The sequence below is a fragment of the Acidiferrimicrobium sp. IK genome (assembly GCF_025499425.1).
Lineage (GTDB): Bacteria > Actinomycetota > Acidimicrobiia > Acidimicrobiales > Palsa-688 > Acidiferrimicrobium.
This window is the reverse complement of record NZ_JAIMCB010000002.1, coordinates 70,591-86,366: the sequence shown is the minus strand read 5'-3', so window position 1 is coordinate 86,366 and position 15,776 is coordinate 70,591. Positions and strand designations below refer to the sequence as shown.

Below are 15,776 nucleotides of genomic sequence, written 5' to 3'. Positions count from 1 at the left end.
ATGCAACGGAGCCGCGCTCGTCGGCTCTTCGTTTTCGAAGGGGGTTCCGCCGATGCGGTATATCTACCAGTACCCGGACGCGCATGGGACGGACACGGATCTATTGGACTCCGGACCTGTCGCGGAGCTCGCCGTGATCGCGGAGGGATCCGGTTGGGCCGGGTTCTCCTTCACCGAGCATCCGGCGCCGGGTGCGAGGTGGCTGGAGAACGGCGGGCACCAGACCCTCGATCCGCTGGTGGCGCTCGGGCACGTCGCTGCGGTCACCAGCCGAATCAGGCTGCTCACGTATCTGGCCGTCCTGCCCTACCGCAACCCGTTCCTGTTGGCAAAGGCCGCCGCCACGGTCGACAAGCTCTCCGGCGGGCGGCTGACACTCGGAGCGGGTACCGGGTACTTGAAGGGGGAGTACGCGGCCCTGGGCGTCGACTTCGAGGAGCGCAACGCCCTCTTCGACGAGGCCCTCGACGTTCTGCCGCTGCATTGGGCCGGTGACCCCTTCAGCTACGAGGGGAGGCATTTCTCGGCGCGAGGCATCATCGCCAGGCCCCGTCCCGTGCAGGACCCCATCCCGATCTGGATCGGCGGGAACTCACGGTTGACGCTTCGCCGGGTCGCGGCACGAGCCCAGGGCTGGATGCCCTTGCTCGGTCCTGACGAACTGTTCACCACCGCTCGGACTGCGAACCTCTCGTCGATAGAGGAGATCGGGTCGAAGATCAAGGAGTTACGTGACATGGCTGGGGAGCGCGGTGACGCCCTCGACGTCGCACTGCCGTACACCGACACGACCATCGCCTCCCCGGGCACGGACGTGGAGCGCCACAAGGACTCGCTGGGCCGGCTGGCCGACATCGGTGTCACCTGGGTGGTGGTAAGCGGCCCAGTGGGCTCGCCGGCTCGCTCGAGGGAGTTCCTCGAGTCCTTCGGGGCAAACTACGCATGAGCGCAGCAGCGGGCTATGGCTCTACGGCCGAGTACATGGCCGCCCTCTCGGGGTGGCTGGCTGTTGACGAGCGGATCCAGGGCTACCGGGGCTACCGCCCCGCCAGCCTCGAGGAGAGCGCGTCACGTCTGAAGGGGTTGCAGGCGGTCCTGGCCGATGAGGGGTGGTCGCGCCTCGGGTGGCCGGAGCGCTGTGGTGGCCTCGGCGGGGACCCACGGTTCCGGGGGGCCATGTTCGATACCCTGTGGGAACACGACATCCCGGTGCCGGAGCCGTTCAACACCCTCGAGATCCTCGCCCCGGTGATGCTGGTGCACGCGCCGCACTTGGCCCAACGCTACTTCTACTCTCTGCTCCGGGGCGACGAGGCTTGGGCCCAAGCCTTCTCCGAACCCGATGCCGGCAGCGACCTGGCGTCGTTGCGGACGCGGATGGAGCCCGATGGCGACGGCTTTCGGCTCACCGGTCAGAAGGTGTGGTCCAGCTTCGCTCATCTGGCGCAGCGGTCGGTGCTCCTGGCTCGCTCCGGAGGTCCGGGGCATCGTGGGTTGACCATGGTGCTCATTGATCTCGACCAGCCCGGTATAGATGTCAGGCCCATCCGCTCTGAGGACGGGGAGAACCACTTCTCCGAGATCTTCCTCGATGGTGCCCATGTGCCAGGTGATCGGGTCATCGGGGAGCTCGGCCAGGGTTGGGCCATTGCCATGTACATGTTGCAATGGGAGCGAGGGGCCTACGGCTGGCTGCAGCAGGGCCGTTTCCACAGTCGCCTCGAGCACGCCCTGCGTCTCGGCGGCGACAACCCGGGTTCGGCGGCGATGCTCGGTCACGCATACGCGATGGCGACAGCCCTCCGGCTCCACACCAAGGCGACGGTCGACCGGCTGGCGGAAGAGGAGGTGCTCGGCCCGGAGGTCTCGATCGACAAGCTCCTCCTCGTCGACGCCGAGCTGGCTACCTGGGACGCCATCCGTCACCACCTCGGCCCTGCGTTCGATCTAGACGAGCGGTTCGGCTGGCTGCGCACCGAGTACTTCTTCAGCCGGGCCGCTCCCATCTACGGGGGCTCTCAGGAGATCCAGCGCACCCTCGTGGCCCAGCGGGTGCTCGGCATGCCGAGGGAGAAGTGATGGACACCGACACCGAGCAGCTGCTGCGCCGGAGCCTGACGAAGGTACTGGTCGACGAGGCCGACCGCGAGCTGAGCGCCCGGCTCGCCACCCTGGGGTGGGCCGAGGTCCTCGACGACGACGCCCCGACCGCCTTTCGGGCCCTCTTCGAGGTCAAGGGCCAAACGGCCGCGCCCGGGGATGCCCTCGGGCCGGCCATGGCGAGAGCTGCTGCGCTGATCCTTCAGCGGCCCGAGTTGGCTGGGGCCGGCGTAGTGCTGCCGAGTTCTCTCCGGCCCGACGAGTTGTCGTCGCGCGTCGACAAAGGTCGCGTGGCGGTGGCCGGCGTCACCGGGTCCCCCCCCGGGCGAGCGCCGGTCCTGGTTCCTGTCGCCAGTGGCGACGACGTGGCGGTGACGATCATTCCGGCCGGGGTCGAGTGGAGCGTCACCGAGCTGAGCGGCACCGACGCCAGCATCGGCCTGTGGCGAGTGGCTGCCGAGATCGACCAGGCCGACGTCGAGTTGGTCACCGGCGTGCCGGCGCGGGAGTCGTGGGCCGCGGCGGTGGCCACCGGTCGTTGGGCTCTTGGCGCCGAACTGCTCGGGGTGGGGCGCCACGTGGTGGCGACTGCGGTGGAGTATGCCGCGCAGCGGCACCAATACGGTCGGCCGATCGGCAGCTTCCAAGCTGTGCAGCACCGCTTGGCCGGCGCGCACGCCAGTCTGGTCGGAGCGGGGCGCGTCGTGGAAGTGGCAGCCAACAGCGGGTCCCCGTGGGTTGCGACCGTCGCGAAGGCCGTTGCCGGCCGGGCCGCGGAGATGGGCTGCACCCAGGCCCAGCAGACCTTCGGTGCGATCGGGTTCACCTGGGAGCACGAGTTCCACCGTTACCTGCGGCGAACCTATGCACTGGACTGGCTGCTCGGCGACTGGCGTAGCCTCGAGGTGGAGATAGGTCAGCGTCTCCAAGCCACCCGGTCCGTGCCTCGAGTCGGCATGCTCTAGGACGGCCGAGCGATGCGCCAGATCGACTTGAACCTGGATGTCCCATCGCCACTTGCATTGGCAGGGCAGGCCCATGCGGCCGTAACGGTCATCCTTCCCGACGCCGCCGCCCTGCCGGGCCGGCCAGTCGTGTGCTTCGGTTTCCCCGGCGGCGGCTACGGCCGTCGTTACTACACCTTCGACATGCCGGGGGCGTCGAGCGGTGGAGAGGCTGGCTGGCATGCCCGGCGCGGCTGGATCTTCGTGGCTTGCGACCACCTTGGTGTCGGGGATTCGTGGATCCCGCCGACCGACACGCTGGACTACGAATCCATCGCCGAGACCAACCGGGTCGTCGTGGGCTCGGTCCTCGAGCGTCTGGCGGCCGGCGGGTTGGCCGACGGGTTCCCGGCGATCACCGATCCGGTGACGATCGGGCTGGGCCAGTCGATGGGAGGGTGCTTCACGATCGTCCTCCAGGCTCATCACCGGGTGTTCGACGCGGTCGGCATCCTCGGCTACAGCGCCATCCACACTTCGGTGCCGTCCCGTCCAGGCCAGCCGATCGTGCCAATGCCGTGGGTGACGCGGAGGAGCGACATGTCCGATCCGGTGATCCTCAACCCCGAGGATCTCGCCGCCCCGGTACCGGCGGAGCCGGGCGACGGGGCGGCCAACCCGTGGAGCTGGGCCTTCCACTACGACGACGAGCCGGCCGAGGTGGTGGCGGCGGACATGAGGCCCGCTGACCCGCTCCCCGCGTGGAAGTCCGCCACTATTCCGGCCTGCGCGCTCAAGATGGTTGCGCCGGGGACGGTGTCGACGGAGGCCGCCGCGATCCGTACCCCGGTGCTCATCGCCGCGGGTGAGCGCGACGTGATGGCCGACCCGCGCTCTGAGCCGCGGGCTTACATCTCGTCGCCGGACATCACCGTGGTCGTGGTGCCGCGGATGGCTCACATGCACAACTTCGCGTCGACGCGCGAGGTCCTCTGGTCGCGCATCCAGTCGTGGGGGGACGCGGTCGCCGCGGCCGTCGCGACGCCGGGCGGGGCCTGACTGCACCGGCGCTGACCCGACGCTACAATCAGTGTACGATTTTAGTTAGGGTCGGCAACGGTCCTGCAAGGGGGAGCGTCCGGGAATGCTGCAGTACATCTTCGCCGGTCTGGCTTTGGGCGGCATCTACGCGATCGCTTCGTCGAGCCTGGTCGTCACCTTCGTGTCGGCCGGGATCCTCAACTTCGCCTTTGGGGCGATGGCGTTCTTCGTGGCCCGCTTCTTCTACTGGATGCACACCCAGCACGGACAAGGGTTGGTGCTGTCCGCGCTGGTCTCACTGCTGCTGGTGGCGCCAGCCTTCGGGGTGTTCTTGTGGGCGGTGTTGTTCCGGTATCTGCGCCTGCGGTCATCGCTGATCAAGTTGGTGGCCACGATCGGTCTGTCGGTGGCCATCCCCCCCGTGGCCAACATCCTCTTTGGCGACGCGACGATCACCTCGGCCCCGGGTCTGGCGCCGGTGCCGGTGCACGTGTACAAGGTGTTCGGCGGCGTAGTGGACCTCAACGCCGTGATCACCTATATCTGCGTGATCGCGGTGCTCGTGATCGGCACGCTGGTGTTGCGGGGTACGGACGCGGGACTCAAGGTTCGGGCCATGGTCGACTCGGAGGCCCTGACGTCGCTGTCGGGGCGCAACCCCAACCTCATCTCCCTGGCAGTGTGGGCGGCAAGTGCGTTCCTGGCCGGCCTGGCCGGAATCCTGGTCGCCCCGACCGACGGGCTCACCCCGGGCGGGATGACCACGTTGATGGCCGCTGCGTTCGCAGCGGTGGTCGCGGCCCGTCTGCGGAGCCTGCCCGTGGCGGTAGGGGTGTCTGTCCTGATGGGGCTGGTCACCGAGATCATCCAGAAGTACCTGCCGGCGAACAGCTCCTACACGGCGGCGATCGTGCCGAGCATCCCGTTCGGGTTCATCCTGGTGTTCCTGATCATTTACATCCTTCGCAGCGGCAGGGTAAGTGAGGGCAGCGGCGCCAGCGGTGCGCTGGACCGGGCGATCCAGACGCAGGACGCCGAGACCGGTGTCGGCACCCAGGAGGCGCCGGCTCGCGACGTGACTCGCTTCAACCGGGCTGGTGGCGGCCTTATCATCTTGCTGCTGGCGTTGTCGCCAGTGATCTTCCACGGCTTCTGGCTGGAGCAGGTCGACATGGGTGCCTCGTTCGCCCTGGTGTTCCTGTCCTTCACGCTGGTGACCGGTGAGGGCGGGATGATCTGGCTGTGCCAGATCACCTTCGCGGGCGGGGGGGCCATTGCCGCCGCGCAGTTCGCGACCGTCGAGCACCTGCCGGTGCTGCTGGCGGTACTGCTCGGCGGGTTGATCATGCTGCCAATCGGCGCCCTGCTCGGTGCGTTGACGATCCGTCTCGGTGACCTCTACGTCGGATTGGTGACCCTCAGTTTCGGGTTGTTGATGGAGACGCTCGTATACACCCGAACCCGCTTCTTCCAGCAAGGCCTGGGCGTGGTCCTCAACCGTCCACAGTTCGCCAACGGCGACCGGGCCTTCGCCTACCTGGCGCTGGCGGTCTTCGCAGTGATCGGGATCTTGATGCTCAACCTGCGCCGATCGACCGCCGGGCTGGCGCTCGGGGCGGTTCGTTCCAGCGAGCCGGCGTCGGAGACCCTCGGGTTGAGCGTGTTGCAGATGAAGGTCCTCGTGTCGGGGCTGGCGGCGTTCGTCGCCGGGATCGGAGGAGCCTTCTTGGCTATGGACGCCCGCTCCGCCCTGCCGACGTCGTACCCAACCTTCGCCGGGATCATCTGGCTGGCGGTCCTAGTGACCATCGGCGTGCGCTCCATACTGGGCGCCGCGGTCGCGGGAATGGCCTTCACGCTGATCCCGGGAATTTTCACCACCTACCTGTCGACCAAGTGGGGCAACGTTCCGCCGATCCTGTTCGGCCTCGGGGCCATCGGCCTGGCCACCGACCCCGAAGGCGCGGCGGTGTCGAACGTCCGGCGTATCCGGCACCTTGTACTCCGCTCCCCGGCCGCCGGCGAGTTCGACGACGCCGATCTGGCCCTACCTGAGCAGGCCCCGCCGCAGCAGTCCCTGCCGCCTGCGGCCGTCCCCGTATCTTCTGGAGGTGACCAGTGACCGGCACTGATATGCGCCTGCGCGCGGATGGCATCACCGTCCAATTCGGAGGGCTGACCGCTCTCGACAAGGTGGACCTGGAGGTAGCGCCTGGCGCCATCTGCGGGCTGGTTGGACCCAACGGCGCGGGCAAGAGCACCCTGTTCGCGGTCCTGTCAGGCTTGCTGCGCCCGACGGCGGGGACGGTGTGGCTCGATGGAGAGGACATCACTGGGTTGCCGACTCCGGCCCGCGCCCGTCGGGGCTTGGCCCGCACCTTCCAGCACCCGGAGCTGTTCTCGGGGCTGACGATCCGGGAGCACCTGATCCTGGCGGACCGTATGCGCTACAACCGGAGGCGTCTCTGGGGTGACCTCGTCACGATGGGCGGTCTTCGCCGCAACACGAAAGCGGAGAGGGAGCGGATCGACGCCTTGATCCAGCAGCTGGGTCTTGGACCCGTGGCCGGGCGTCCCGCAGTCGGCGTCCCGCTCGGGATAGCCCGGCTGATCGAGGTCGGCCGTGCCTTGGCCGTGGGCCCATCGGTGGTGCTGCTCGACGAGCCCTCCTCGGGCCTCGACCGGGGCGAGACCGAAGCCCTCGCCGCAGTGCTGCGTTCCGCGTCGGAGGCCCAGGGCGTCGCGCTGGTGCTCGTCGAGCACGACGTCGACCTGGTCTTCTCGATGTGCTCGACGGTGACAGTCATTGACTTCGGGGTCCGAATCGCCTGCGGCGCCCCGGCGACAGTCCGCTCCGATCCGGCCGTGCGGGCCGCCTACCTCGGCGAGGAGCCTGTTACCCCGGGGGTGCCGGCATGACCACCACCGAGCCCAGCGGGGCCTCCGATGCCGGGACCCCAACCCCGTTGCTCAGCGTCCGGGACCTAGATGTCCGCTACGGCGCCGCCCGTGCGCTCAGCGGGATTAGCTTCGACGTCCGTGCCGGTGAGGTCATCACCGTCCTCGGCGCCAACGGCGCCGGCAAGAGCTCGCTCGCCCGAGCGCTCAGCGGGCTCATCCCCTCCGTCGGCGGCACCTTCGCGATCGACGGACACGACCTCACTGGCCGCGCACCCCATGTCATACGCAAGGCCGGGATCATCCATCTCCCCGAAGGGCGCGGCGTTTTCCCTGCCCTCTCGGTTATCGACAACTTGCGCATGGCCGTGTCGGAGATCGAGGGCAGGCCCCAACGCCGCGACGCCATCGAACGAGCCTGCGAGCTGTTCCCCGTGCTCGGCCAACGCCGCCGTCAACGGGCCGGGCTGCTCTCTGGCGGCGAGCAGCAGATGCTCTCCCTCGCCCGGGCCTTGGCCACCTCACCCAAGCTGATCATCGCCGATGAGATGTCACTCGGTCTCGCCCCCCGCATGGTCGACGTCGTTTTCGACTCGCTGGCCAAAGCCCAACAAGCCGGCGTCAGCGTCCTCATGATCGAGCAATTCGTGCACCGCGCTCTCGGCTTCGCCGACTCCTGCCTCATCCTCGAACGGGGCACCCAAGCCTGGTCAGGTCCCGCCAACGCGGCAGCCGGCGAGGTCGCCGCCCGCTATCTCGGCAGCGATTCGTCCGAGGTGGCGTAGCGGCCAGTCCGCGGTCGAGCAGGGGACCCCGGGACCGACATCTCGCTGACAGTCGGAACGGTTGTAGCGAGGGAACGTTGCTACTACGTTGATGGCGGGTTCTATCGAATCCGCTATCAGGGGGGAAATACGTGCGTTCAGCACTTTTAAGGGGGGCCGGCGTCGCCGCGGCGCTGGCAATGGCCACGGCTGCGTGCGGGAGCGGAAAATCCGCTAGCACCAGTGCCACGACTGCAACACCGGGAAGTGGCGGCGGATCTACTGGCACGAGCGCAACAACGACGGTAAAAGTCGGGGTTATGACCGATTCCACCGGAGCGGCCGCATCCGGATTTCAAGGGACGGAGTCGGGGATCAAAGCGGGGATCGGCGTCGCGGCAACCAAGGGCCTGAAGATCCAATACGTAATGGCCGACACCCAGTCCACGCCGGCTGGGGCCCTGGCTGCGGCGCAGAAGCTAGTCGAGCAGGACCACGTCTTCGCCATCCTCGAAGTCAGCTCCGACTTCTACGGCGCAGCGCAGTACCTCTTCCAACAGCACATCCCGGTGATTGGCGGAGGCTTCGACGGGCCGGAGTGGTCGACCGGAGCGCTGTCGAACCTGTTCGACGTCGCCGGCAGCGTGGACTACTCGGGTGTGTCGACCACCATCGGCGCCTTCATGAAGAGCCAGGGCGTGACCAAGATCGGCGTCGTCGGCTATGGGGTCTCGGCGACGGCCAGGGAGGCAGCCGCCGGCGCCGCGCAGTCGGCCTCAACCGCCGGCATCTCGATTGCCTACCAAAACCTGAACTTTCCCTTCGGGAGCACCGACGTACAACCGCTGGCCATCGCCATGAAAGCGGCCGGGGTCGACGGCGTCTATGTCCCGGTCGTGCCGAGCACGTCCTTTGCCCTGTATGCCGCGCTGCTCGCTCTCGGAGCGAAGCCAAAAGTGTTCCTCAGTCCCACTGGCTATGGCGGGGACTTGCTCCAGTCTCCGGCGGGGGTGCAGGCCGCCCAAGGCATCGACTTCGAGACGACCGCCGCCACGGTCGACCTCAACACGCCAGGCACGAAGCAGTTCCAAGCCGCGTTGAAGAGCTATGCCAACGTCACGACCATCCCCACCTTCTCCGAGTACGAGGCTTACCTGGCTGTGGCCGGACTGACGTCGGGCCTGCTGAAGGGCGGCGCGTCGCCGACCACCTCGTCATTCATGACTGCACTGCGCGAAGTGACGGACTTCGACGGCTTCGGCCTGTACGGCACGCACACCCTCGACTTCTCGCAGTTCGGCAACGTCGCCGGCTCCGTCGGGCCGGGCGATTGCATGTATGTGGCCAAGCTCTCGGGATCGACTTTCACCACGATCAGCGGCGCTGGCCCGATCTGCGGCACGAGGATCCCAGGGCTCAAAGCATCCACCTGAGAGGCCGGTAGGCGTGACCGGAGGCGTCCCGAGGGGACGCCTCCGGTCAACAGCCGCTTCGATCATCAGCCGGGCTGGTCTGTCGCCGGCCGGCCTACTGGCATGCGGCGACGCCGTCTAGCACAGCGTCGCTCGTCGCCCCAAGCCAGGGTCGGACCGCGACGATGCGGACGCCGTGAGGAAGGCGGCCGGGCTCGTCATCGACACAGACGACCTCGTGGCCCGACGCCCACTCCCTGGGGAGCACCCAGCGCCCGTCCGCACCGGGCTCCTTGTCGGCGACAGCGGCGAACCAGTGGGCGATTCCCAACCCCTCGGCGACTCTGCTCGCGTATGCCGCCCCGCCTGCACTCCAGAGGAAGACCCGTGCGCCAGCGAGGCCCAAGCGGTCGAGCAAGGCGGCGGCCCCTGGCCTCAGACTGGTGGCCGCGAGCCCGTCCACCAGGGTGCCGTCAAGATCGAACACCCAGTGGCTTCCCTCAACGGCGCCACGCTCGTCCGCGGTCATAGCCCGAGACACTAGGCCGGTCGTGCTGTGTCGGGGTAGGTGGTCGCAGCCGGCATGGTCACTGAAAGGCGTGCGGCAGGCGGCGGGGTCTAACCTCAATAGTGTGGTTGCCGGGGGTGGAGGGATGATGCGGGCGGCGGTGTACTACGGCCCGCGCGACATCCGAATCGAGGACGTGGCGACACCGTCGGTCGGCGCGGGGCAGGTGGTGATTGAGGTGGACCGCAACGGGATCTGCGGGAGTGATCTCCACACCTACGTCGGGTCGGACACTGGGGGTGCTGCGATGCACGTGCCCGGCGTGGTGTTGGGCCACGAGTTCGCGGGAACGGTCAGAGAAGTGGGGGAGGGGGTCACAACCGTGTTCGAGGGCGACCGGGTGGCGGTGGCGCCCATCGAATGGTGCGGGGAGTGCTGGCCCTGTACACAGGGGTGGCCGAACCTGTGCCGGCGCCTGGCTATCTACGGGGGCTACCGACAGCCGCTTCACGGCGGCCTTGCTCCCCGCGCCGTCGTGTCGGCCCGCAGCCTGTTCTCGGTCCCAGACGAGTTGGACCTCCGGGCTGCTGCGCTGACCGAACCGGTCGCGGTGGCCGTTCACGCGGTTCGGCGGGCGCCGATGCCACTCGGGTCGACAGTGCTCGTCCTCGGTACCGGCCCGGTCGGACTGGCCGTCCTCCAGTGCGCCCGGGCGGCTGGCGCCGCCTTGGTCGTGGCGTCGGACCTGTCGGTATCGCGGCGCGCTGCGGCCCTTCGCTTCGGGGCGACAGCCGTCGCCGACCCCTCGGTCGAGCGGGCATCTTCGGTGTGCCGGGACCTCACCAGCCCCGGGGTTGACGTGGTGTTCGACACCACAGGGTCGGACCGGGCCCTCGACGACGCGCTCAGCGCCCTGCGCCAGCGAGGCGCGCTTGTCAACGTGGCCGGTTGGCAGCATCGGAGCGCCTTGGACATGGGACGGTGCATGGCCAAGGAACTGGACCTGCGCTTCACAATGACCTACGAACCCGCCGTCGACTTCCCCGCCGCCTTGGCCCTGCTGGCCTCGGGGCGGGTGGACGCCGGCATGATCAGCGATGAGATCGGCCTCGAAGAACTCGTTGGCGACGGCCTCGAAGAGCTGCTCCACCATCCCGATCGCCACGTGAAGATCATGGTCGACCCTCACCGCTGACACCGCAGGTGGTCAGGTTTCCGGAGTCATGACGAGCAACGCATCGACGGCGGTGCACCCCCGCTCGTCACAGATCAGCGGGTTGACGTCGATCGACTCCAGCCACGGCGCTCGGGTCATCAGCTCGGCCACGCCGGCCACGGCTGCGGCCAGGGCCTTGCGGTCCCAGGCCTCCTGACCTCGCAGGCCGGCGAAGACGGTGCCGGCTCCCAGCTCGTCGAGCATTGCCTCGATGTCCTCGGTGGTTGCCGGCAGAAGGCGACCGATCGGGCGACCGGTGAGCTCCACCAGGACCCCGCCCAGACCCACCACGATGATCGCCCCGAGATCGGTCCGGTTGCGTCCGCCGATGAACGCCTCGCCGCGGCCGGTGACCAGGGGCTGGATCGCAAGGGTGGGAGGGACGCCCTCGCGCCGGGCGATGGCGTCGAGGTCCTCGGCCACGGCGAGGAGGTCCGCCGAGGGAACCCCGACGCGGACCGCCCCCATCTCGGTGCGGTGGGGGACGTCGGCCAGCTTGACGACTGCAGCATCGCCGAGGCCGCTCAGGTCGGCGTCAGCCAGGCCGCCTGGACCGTCGGCGATGATCGGAGCGGCGACCGGGACGCCCGCCTCCGCGAGGAGCCGGAGGCTGTCGGCGAACCCGACGATCGGGCCGGCCGCGGAGTTGACGGTCGCCGGGCGGGGGAGGGGGTCCCGCAGGAGTGGAGTGCCGAGCGGGCCGCCACGGAACCCGACATGCTCGGCCATGGCCGCAAGGGCGCGAGCGGTGCCCCGCAGCCCCCGGGTGCAAGCGACAAGCCCCTGGGCTGCGTCGGTGGTCCACGTGCCGATCCGCGATTCCTCGACCGTGGTGATGATGAGAGGCGTGTCGGTTCGCCCGGCCACGTTGCGCAGCGGCTCCAGGAACATCTCGGCTCGGCGAGCGTCCTCGTCGCCGGTCCACCAGCCGACCACCAGGGCATCCACGTCGTCGGACGCGGTGAAGATCTCGACCAGGTCCTCCACGACCGAGGGCGGTTCGACCGCGAAGCCGGTGAGATCGAGGGGGTTGGCGTAGGGGGCGGTGGGGATGGTCTGGCGGACCCGCTCGCGAAGGTCGTCGAGGGCCGGCAGGTCGACGCCTTCGCTGGTAACGATGTCGCTGGCCAGCGCTGCGACCCCGCCCGAGGAAGCGATGAGGGCCACGTTGCGGGTGACGCGCCACCGCTCCCGCGGCAGCTGCACAAGGAGCTGGGCCCGGTCCAAGAGGCCCTCGAGGTCCTCGGCCAGGACGACGCCGGCCTGGCGCAACCCGACTTCGTACACCCACGCTTCGGTGGCGATCGCTCCGGTGTGGGACTGCATGATGTCGCGGCCCCGGTCGCTGTGGCCGAGCTTCAACGCGATGATCGGCTTGCCGGCCGCCCGGGCCCGGCCTACCGCGGCGAAGAAGCCTTCCCGGTCCCGGATCGTCTCGAGTACCAGGCATATGACCGTGGTCTCGGGGTCGGCGGCCAGGAAGTCGATGTAGTCGGCGAGACCGGTGACCGCTTCGTTGCCGGATGACACGGCCAGGCGTACGCCGAGGTTGCGTTCGCGTGCTGCGACCATGGCGGCGCGCATCAAGTAGCCGCTCTGCGACACGATGCTCAGCGGTCCTGGCCGCAGCGCCACCGGCATGCCCGTGAACAGGGACACCCCTTCGGAGATGTTGGCAAAGCCCGTGCAGTTGGGGCCGACGGCGGCCATGCCGTAGCGGTGGCAGGCGTCGACGATACGGCCTTGGAGTCCGACGCCGTCGGGGCCAACCTCGGCGAAGCCGCTGGCGACCAGGACCAGGCCTGCGCAGCCCAGGGCGCCGGCCTCGTCGACGACGTCCGCGGTCGCCTTCGCCCCGATCAGGGTCAGCACCGCGTCGACCGGGGTGCCGATCGCAGACAGGCTCGGTACCGTGGCCAGCCCGTAGGCGGTGGCGCTGCGCGCGTTCACCAGGTGCAGGTCCACGCCCGCGTTCTGCAGGTGGGAGACGGCGACGTCGGACATGGTCCGTCCCTCGCTGGCGCCGACCAGCGCCACCGAGCGGGGCGAGAGCAGCCGGCCCAGGGAAGTGGGGCCGTCGTCGGCGGCGATGCTCACTTTGAGTGTTCGTTCGACGCGATGAGGGCCCTCAGCCGGTCCGGCAGGTCCGCGGCGACGCCGCTTTCCTTGGTGGCCAGCCATGCATCCACGATGGCCTTGGCGGAGGCAGGCCGGTCGTTCCAGTCGGCCACGAGAGGCGTCGTGATCTCGAGGCGGATCCCGTTCGGGTCGTGGAAGTAGATGCTGTAGATGATCCCGTGGTCGATGGGCCCGAGGACATCGACGCCCTCGGCCAACAGGTGGTCGCGCCACCGGTCGACCTCGTCGGTGTCGGCCGCCTCCAAGGCGAGGTGATCGAAGGTGTCGTAGGCCTGGTGGCTGGGGGCTGAGCGCTCCGGGAGGCCGACGGCCTCGAAGAAAGCGATCGTCGAGCCGTCCTGCATGCGGAAGAAGAAGTGGACGTAGGGGAAGGGGTCCCCGGTCGAGGGCACCTGGCTGTTCATCACCGCTTCGGTGAGCGGCATCCGCATTACCCGGGTGTAGAAGTCGACGGTGGCCCGGGTGTCGTGGGTGACGTACGCCAGGTGGTTCAGGCGCATCGGCGCCTCGGCGTCGCTAACGGCGACGGCGCCAGTGGCGTCCGCCGCCGGGGTGGCGGTCTGGTCGATCATCGTGTCCTCCGTGGCTGGTCCCGTGCCGCTCACCAGGCCACGATTGCTTCGCAGGCCTGGCGCAACAGCTCCGGTTGGTTCTCGTAGTAGTGGGTCGCCCCTTCGAGGACGAGCAGCTCCCGTCGAGCCGTGCCGACCGCGTCGTAGAGCTGGGTGAAAACCGACGGAGGGGATCCCGAGTCGGCCGACCCGCCGATGACCAGCACCGGGGTCTCGAGCTTGGGTAGCCACAGCAGGGCGTTGCCGTTGGTGCGGTCGAATGACCACTGGTTGATCCATGAGCGCAGCGTCGTGAAACGGCTGATGCCCGCCGGCAGGTAGTTGGCGACCTCCGGGCGGCCCCAGAGGGTAGAGCCGACGGCCCGATCGCTGGCGTCGACGGTCGGGTCGAGGAAGCGCAGGTCTGCCGACGTCCCGTGCACGACGAACGCCAGGTCGTCGAGGCCGGCAGGGAAGTGCCGGGCGCTGCCGATGGCGTTCAGCTGGCGCTCCGCCCACTCGGTGATCCGGCGGTTGCGCTCCAGCTGCGCCGACCGGTACCGCTCGACGAACTCCGGCGTGTAGGGGGGGCCGTTGTCCGGGTCGAAGGCATCGAGCGCCGGGTCGCGCTGGAACGGTGCCCCCTCGTCGATGATCGCCGGGTCGAGCCACTCCGTGCTCAGCTTGGCCCGCGACACGTGTGCCATCAAGAGGACCACGGCGTCCGCCGCCGGCAGGTCCGCGGCGGTCAGATCGGGTCCCACCCCGCCCGGGGGCGTGGTCACCGAGGGGCGCTCCGACTGGGCCTGGTAGTAGGGGACGATCGAGCCGCCTCCCGAGTTGCCGACCAGGACGACCCGCTCGTAGCCCCGCTGGCGCAGCGTCAGGATGGCCGATGCGATGTCGAGCAGGCAGTTCTCGAGGACCATGCTCGAGTCGTTGGCTACGTAGCGGGTGGTCATCCCGACCGCCCCGACTCCGAGCTCGGCCAGCGTGGGCAGTGCGTAGTGTCCGAGGAAGTTGGCGGTCGGGTGCACGATGAGCACGGCGGTGGTGGGCGTGTGGCCCTTGCGGCGGACCTCCGACGCCCACGTCGCGCCGGACAGGCGAGCGACTCCGGAGTAGACATCGACTCGGCCCGACGGGGGGATCGGGATCTCGAGGAGGTTGCGTTCGAGGTGGTCAGCAAGGGTCACGGGCGCCTCCCGAGCGTACGTTGGCCGGGTTGTCCAGCCGGTTTGGAGGTTAGGGACCAAGTCTGCGCCGGACAACGGAGGCTCGGTATCGGGCGGCGATGGACATCCGCCCGACATGGTCGCAGGGCGACTGACTAGGCCGTCGGGGACACCAGCCACGGGGTGTCCCACTGCTGCGCCCGGGCCTTCTTCAGCCCGTCCATGCCCTCCGCAGCGATGATGTCGCGAAAAGGGCGCCCGTCGGGAGCCATCGCCCGCGATGAGTTCGCCAAGGTGACCGCGTCGTGAGCCACGCCCGTCGCCAACCCGCCCGACTCGATGCCGTCAGCGGTAGCGTCGATGGCTCGCTTGTTGAGCGCGATCGCCTCCGAGGGCATCCGGGCCAGGCGACCGGCGAGGTCCCGAGCCCGCTCGACGAGCCCGTCGGCCGCCACGACGGTTAGGACCAGGCCGATCCGGGCCGCCTGCTCGGCGCCGATCATCTCGCCGGTCATGATCAGGTACTTGGCCCACTGCCGGCCGATGACCGGCACCAGCGGGGTTGCCCCTACGAGGCCCAGCCGACCCTCGGGCAGACCGAAGCGGGCTTCGTGCGAGGCGACGACGAGGTCGCAGGCCGCCACCAGCCCGAGCGCCGCGCCCAGGCAGTAGCCGTGGACGGCGGCGACGACGGGGATGCGTGTCGCCCGCAGGGCGGCGTGGAAACGAGCGGCGCCCTCGACGAAGCCGAGCTCTTCGGCGGCGGACTCGCGCCGGGCGTTGCCCGTCAGGTCGCCCCCCGCCGAGAATGCCCGCCCGGCACCGCGGATGACCGCGGCGCCGACCGCCGGGTCGGCCTCGGCCATGGCCAGAGCAGCGAGGATCTGGTCCCGGGTTCCCCCGGAGGCGGCCGAGATCGGATTGAGGGCATCGGGCCGGTCCAGCACGATCTCGGCGAAGCCGTCCATGGGGCTGTAGGTGATGTCCACGAGGTCCATGCGCCCACCTCAGCACAACGCGCGCCGCCG

14 protein-coding genes are annotated in these 15,776 nt (G+C 69.1%); 9 read left to right on the top strand and 5 right to left on the bottom strand.

Annotation, left to right across the window (positions count from 1 at the left end; genetic code table 11):
* The first annotated feature begins 52 nt into the window (after positions 1 to 52).
* From K6U06_RS03845 to K6U06_RS03810, 8 genes are all read left to right on the top strand, one after another.
* On the top strand, positions 53 to 946 hold the full coding sequence (locus tag K6U06_RS03845; RefSeq protein ID WP_262320578.1) for an LLM class F420-dependent oxidoreductase: 894 nt from the start codon (positions 53 to 55) through the stop codon (positions 944 to 946).
* Positions 943 to 2,079, top strand: coding sequence for an acyl-CoA dehydrogenase family protein (locus K6U06_RS03840; RefSeq protein ID WP_262320577.1), 1,137 nt, complete (start codon positions 943 to 945; stop codon positions 2,077 to 2,079). Before K6U06_RS03845 ends, K6U06_RS03840 begins: the two co-directional genes overlap by 4 nt.
* Entirely contained in the window at positions 2,079 to 3,065 is a 987-nt protein-coding gene (locus tag K6U06_RS03835; protein ID WP_262320576.1) for an acyl-CoA dehydrogenase family protein, read from the top strand. Before K6U06_RS03840 ends, K6U06_RS03835 begins: the two co-directional genes overlap by 1 nt.
* Before the next feature lie 12 nt (positions 3,066 to 3,077).
* Complete coding sequence (locus K6U06_RS03830; RefSeq protein ID WP_262320575.1) at positions 3,078 to 4,103, top strand: alpha/beta hydrolase; 1,026 nt, start codon at positions 3,078 to 3,080, stop codon at positions 4,101 to 4,103.
* Between the two features lie 85 nt (positions 4,104 to 4,188).
* The gene (locus tag K6U06_RS03825; RefSeq protein ID WP_262320574.1) at positions 4,189 to 6,207 is read left to right on the top strand and encodes an ABC transporter permease; all 2,019 of its coding nucleotides are present in this window, start codon (positions 4,189 to 4,191) and stop codon (positions 6,205 to 6,207) included.
* Entirely contained in the window at positions 6,204 to 7,004 is an 801-nt protein-coding gene (locus K6U06_RS03820; protein WP_262320573.1) for an ABC transporter ATP-binding protein, read from the top strand. The genes K6U06_RS03825 and K6U06_RS03820 overlap by 4 nt, the downstream gene beginning before the upstream one ends.
* Positions 7,001 to 7,768 (top strand): ABC transporter ATP-binding protein, encoded by a 768-nt coding sequence (locus tag K6U06_RS03815; protein ID WP_262320572.1) that lies wholly within the window; start codon positions 7,001 to 7,003, stop codon positions 7,766 to 7,768. The genes K6U06_RS03820 and K6U06_RS03815 overlap by 4 nt, the downstream gene beginning before the upstream one ends.
* Positions 7,769 to 7,947: 179 nt before the next feature.
* Entirely contained in the window at positions 7,948 to 9,180 is a 1,233-nt protein-coding gene (locus K6U06_RS03810) for an ABC transporter substrate-binding protein (protein WP_262320910.1), read from the top strand.
* A gap of 94 nt (positions 9,181 to 9,274) precedes the next feature.
* On the opposite strand, the gene K6U06_RS03805 is transcribed toward K6U06_RS03810, so the two are convergent.
* Positions 9,275 to 9,688 carry an HAD family hydrolase gene (locus K6U06_RS03805; RefSeq protein WP_262320571.1) on the bottom strand — a complete coding sequence of 138 codons (414 nt, stop codon included), beginning with the start codon at positions 9,686 to 9,688 and terminating at the stop codon, positions 9,275 to 9,277.
* Positions 9,689 to 9,791: 103 nt separating this feature from the next.
* On the opposite strand from K6U06_RS03805, the gene K6U06_RS03800 reads away from it, so the two are divergent.
* Positions 9,792 to 10,862, top strand: coding sequence for a zinc-binding dehydrogenase (locus K6U06_RS03800; RefSeq protein ID WP_262320570.1), 1,071 nt, complete (start codon positions 9,792 to 9,794; stop codon positions 10,860 to 10,862).
* A gap of 12 nt (positions 10,863 to 10,874) precedes the next feature.
* On the opposite strand, the gene K6U06_RS03795 is transcribed toward K6U06_RS03800, so the two are convergent.
* The 4 genes from K6U06_RS03795 to K6U06_RS03780 all read right to left on the bottom strand — a co-directional run bounded on the left by K6U06_RS03795 (position 10,875) and on the right by K6U06_RS03780 (position 15,746).
* On the bottom strand, positions 10,875 to 12,980 hold the full coding sequence (locus K6U06_RS03795) for an acetate--CoA ligase family protein (protein ID WP_262320569.1): 2,106 nt from the start codon (positions 12,978 to 12,980) through the stop codon (positions 10,875 to 10,877).
* On the bottom strand, positions 12,977 to 13,627 hold the full coding sequence (locus K6U06_RS03790; RefSeq protein ID WP_262320568.1) for a VOC family protein: 651 nt from the start codon (positions 13,625 to 13,627) through the stop codon (positions 12,977 to 12,979). Before K6U06_RS03790 ends, K6U06_RS03795 begins: the two co-directional genes overlap by 4 nt.
* Positions 13,624 to 14,769 carry a hypothetical protein gene (locus K6U06_RS03785; protein WP_262320567.1) on the bottom strand — a complete coding sequence of 382 codons (1,146 nt, stop codon included), beginning with the start codon at positions 14,767 to 14,769 and terminating at the stop codon, positions 13,624 to 13,626. Before K6U06_RS03785 ends, K6U06_RS03790 begins: the two co-directional genes overlap by 4 nt.
* Positions 14,770 to 14,903: 134 nt before the next feature.
* A complete protein-coding gene (locus K6U06_RS03780) occupies positions 14,904 to 15,746 on the bottom strand; it encodes an enoyl-CoA hydratase/isomerase family protein (protein WP_262320566.1) in 843 nt (280 codons plus the stop codon).
* Positions 15,747 to 15,776 lie beyond the last annotated feature (30 nt).

Bases quoted from the DNA above. Each gene is read 5' to 3' on its own strand.
- K6U06_RS03845 (WP_262320578.1), top strand. From the start codon at position 53: ATGCGGTATATCTACCAGTACCCGGACGCGCATGGGACGGACACGGAT.
- K6U06_RS03840 (WP_262320577.1), top strand. From the start codon at position 943: ATGAGCGCAGCAGCGGGCTATGGCTCTACGGCCGAGTACATGGCCGCC.
- K6U06_RS03835 (WP_262320576.1), top strand. From the start codon at position 2,079: ATGGACACCGACACCGAGCAGCTGCTGCGCCGGAGCCTGACGAAGGTA.
- K6U06_RS03830 (WP_262320575.1), top strand. From the start codon at position 3,078: ATGCGCCAGATCGACTTGAACCTGGATGTCCCATCGCCACTTGCATTG.
- K6U06_RS03825 (WP_262320574.1), top strand. From the start codon at position 4,189: ATGCTGCAGTACATCTTCGCCGGTCTGGCTTTGGGCGGCATCTACGCG.
- K6U06_RS03815 (WP_262320572.1), top strand. From the start codon at position 7,001: ATGACCACCACCGAGCCCAGCGGGGCCTCCGATGCCGGGACCCCAACC.
- K6U06_RS03810 (WP_262320910.1), top strand. From the start codon at position 7,948: ATGGCCACGGCTGCGTGCGGGAGCGGAAAATCCGCTAGCACCAGTGCC.
- K6U06_RS03805 (WP_262320571.1), bottom strand. From the start codon at position 9,688: ATGACCGCGGACGAGCGTGGCGCCGTTGAGGGAAGCCACTGGGTGTTC.
- K6U06_RS03780 (WP_262320566.1), bottom strand. From the start codon at position 15,746: ATGGACCTCGTGGACATCACCTACAGCCCCATGGACGGCTTCGCCGAG.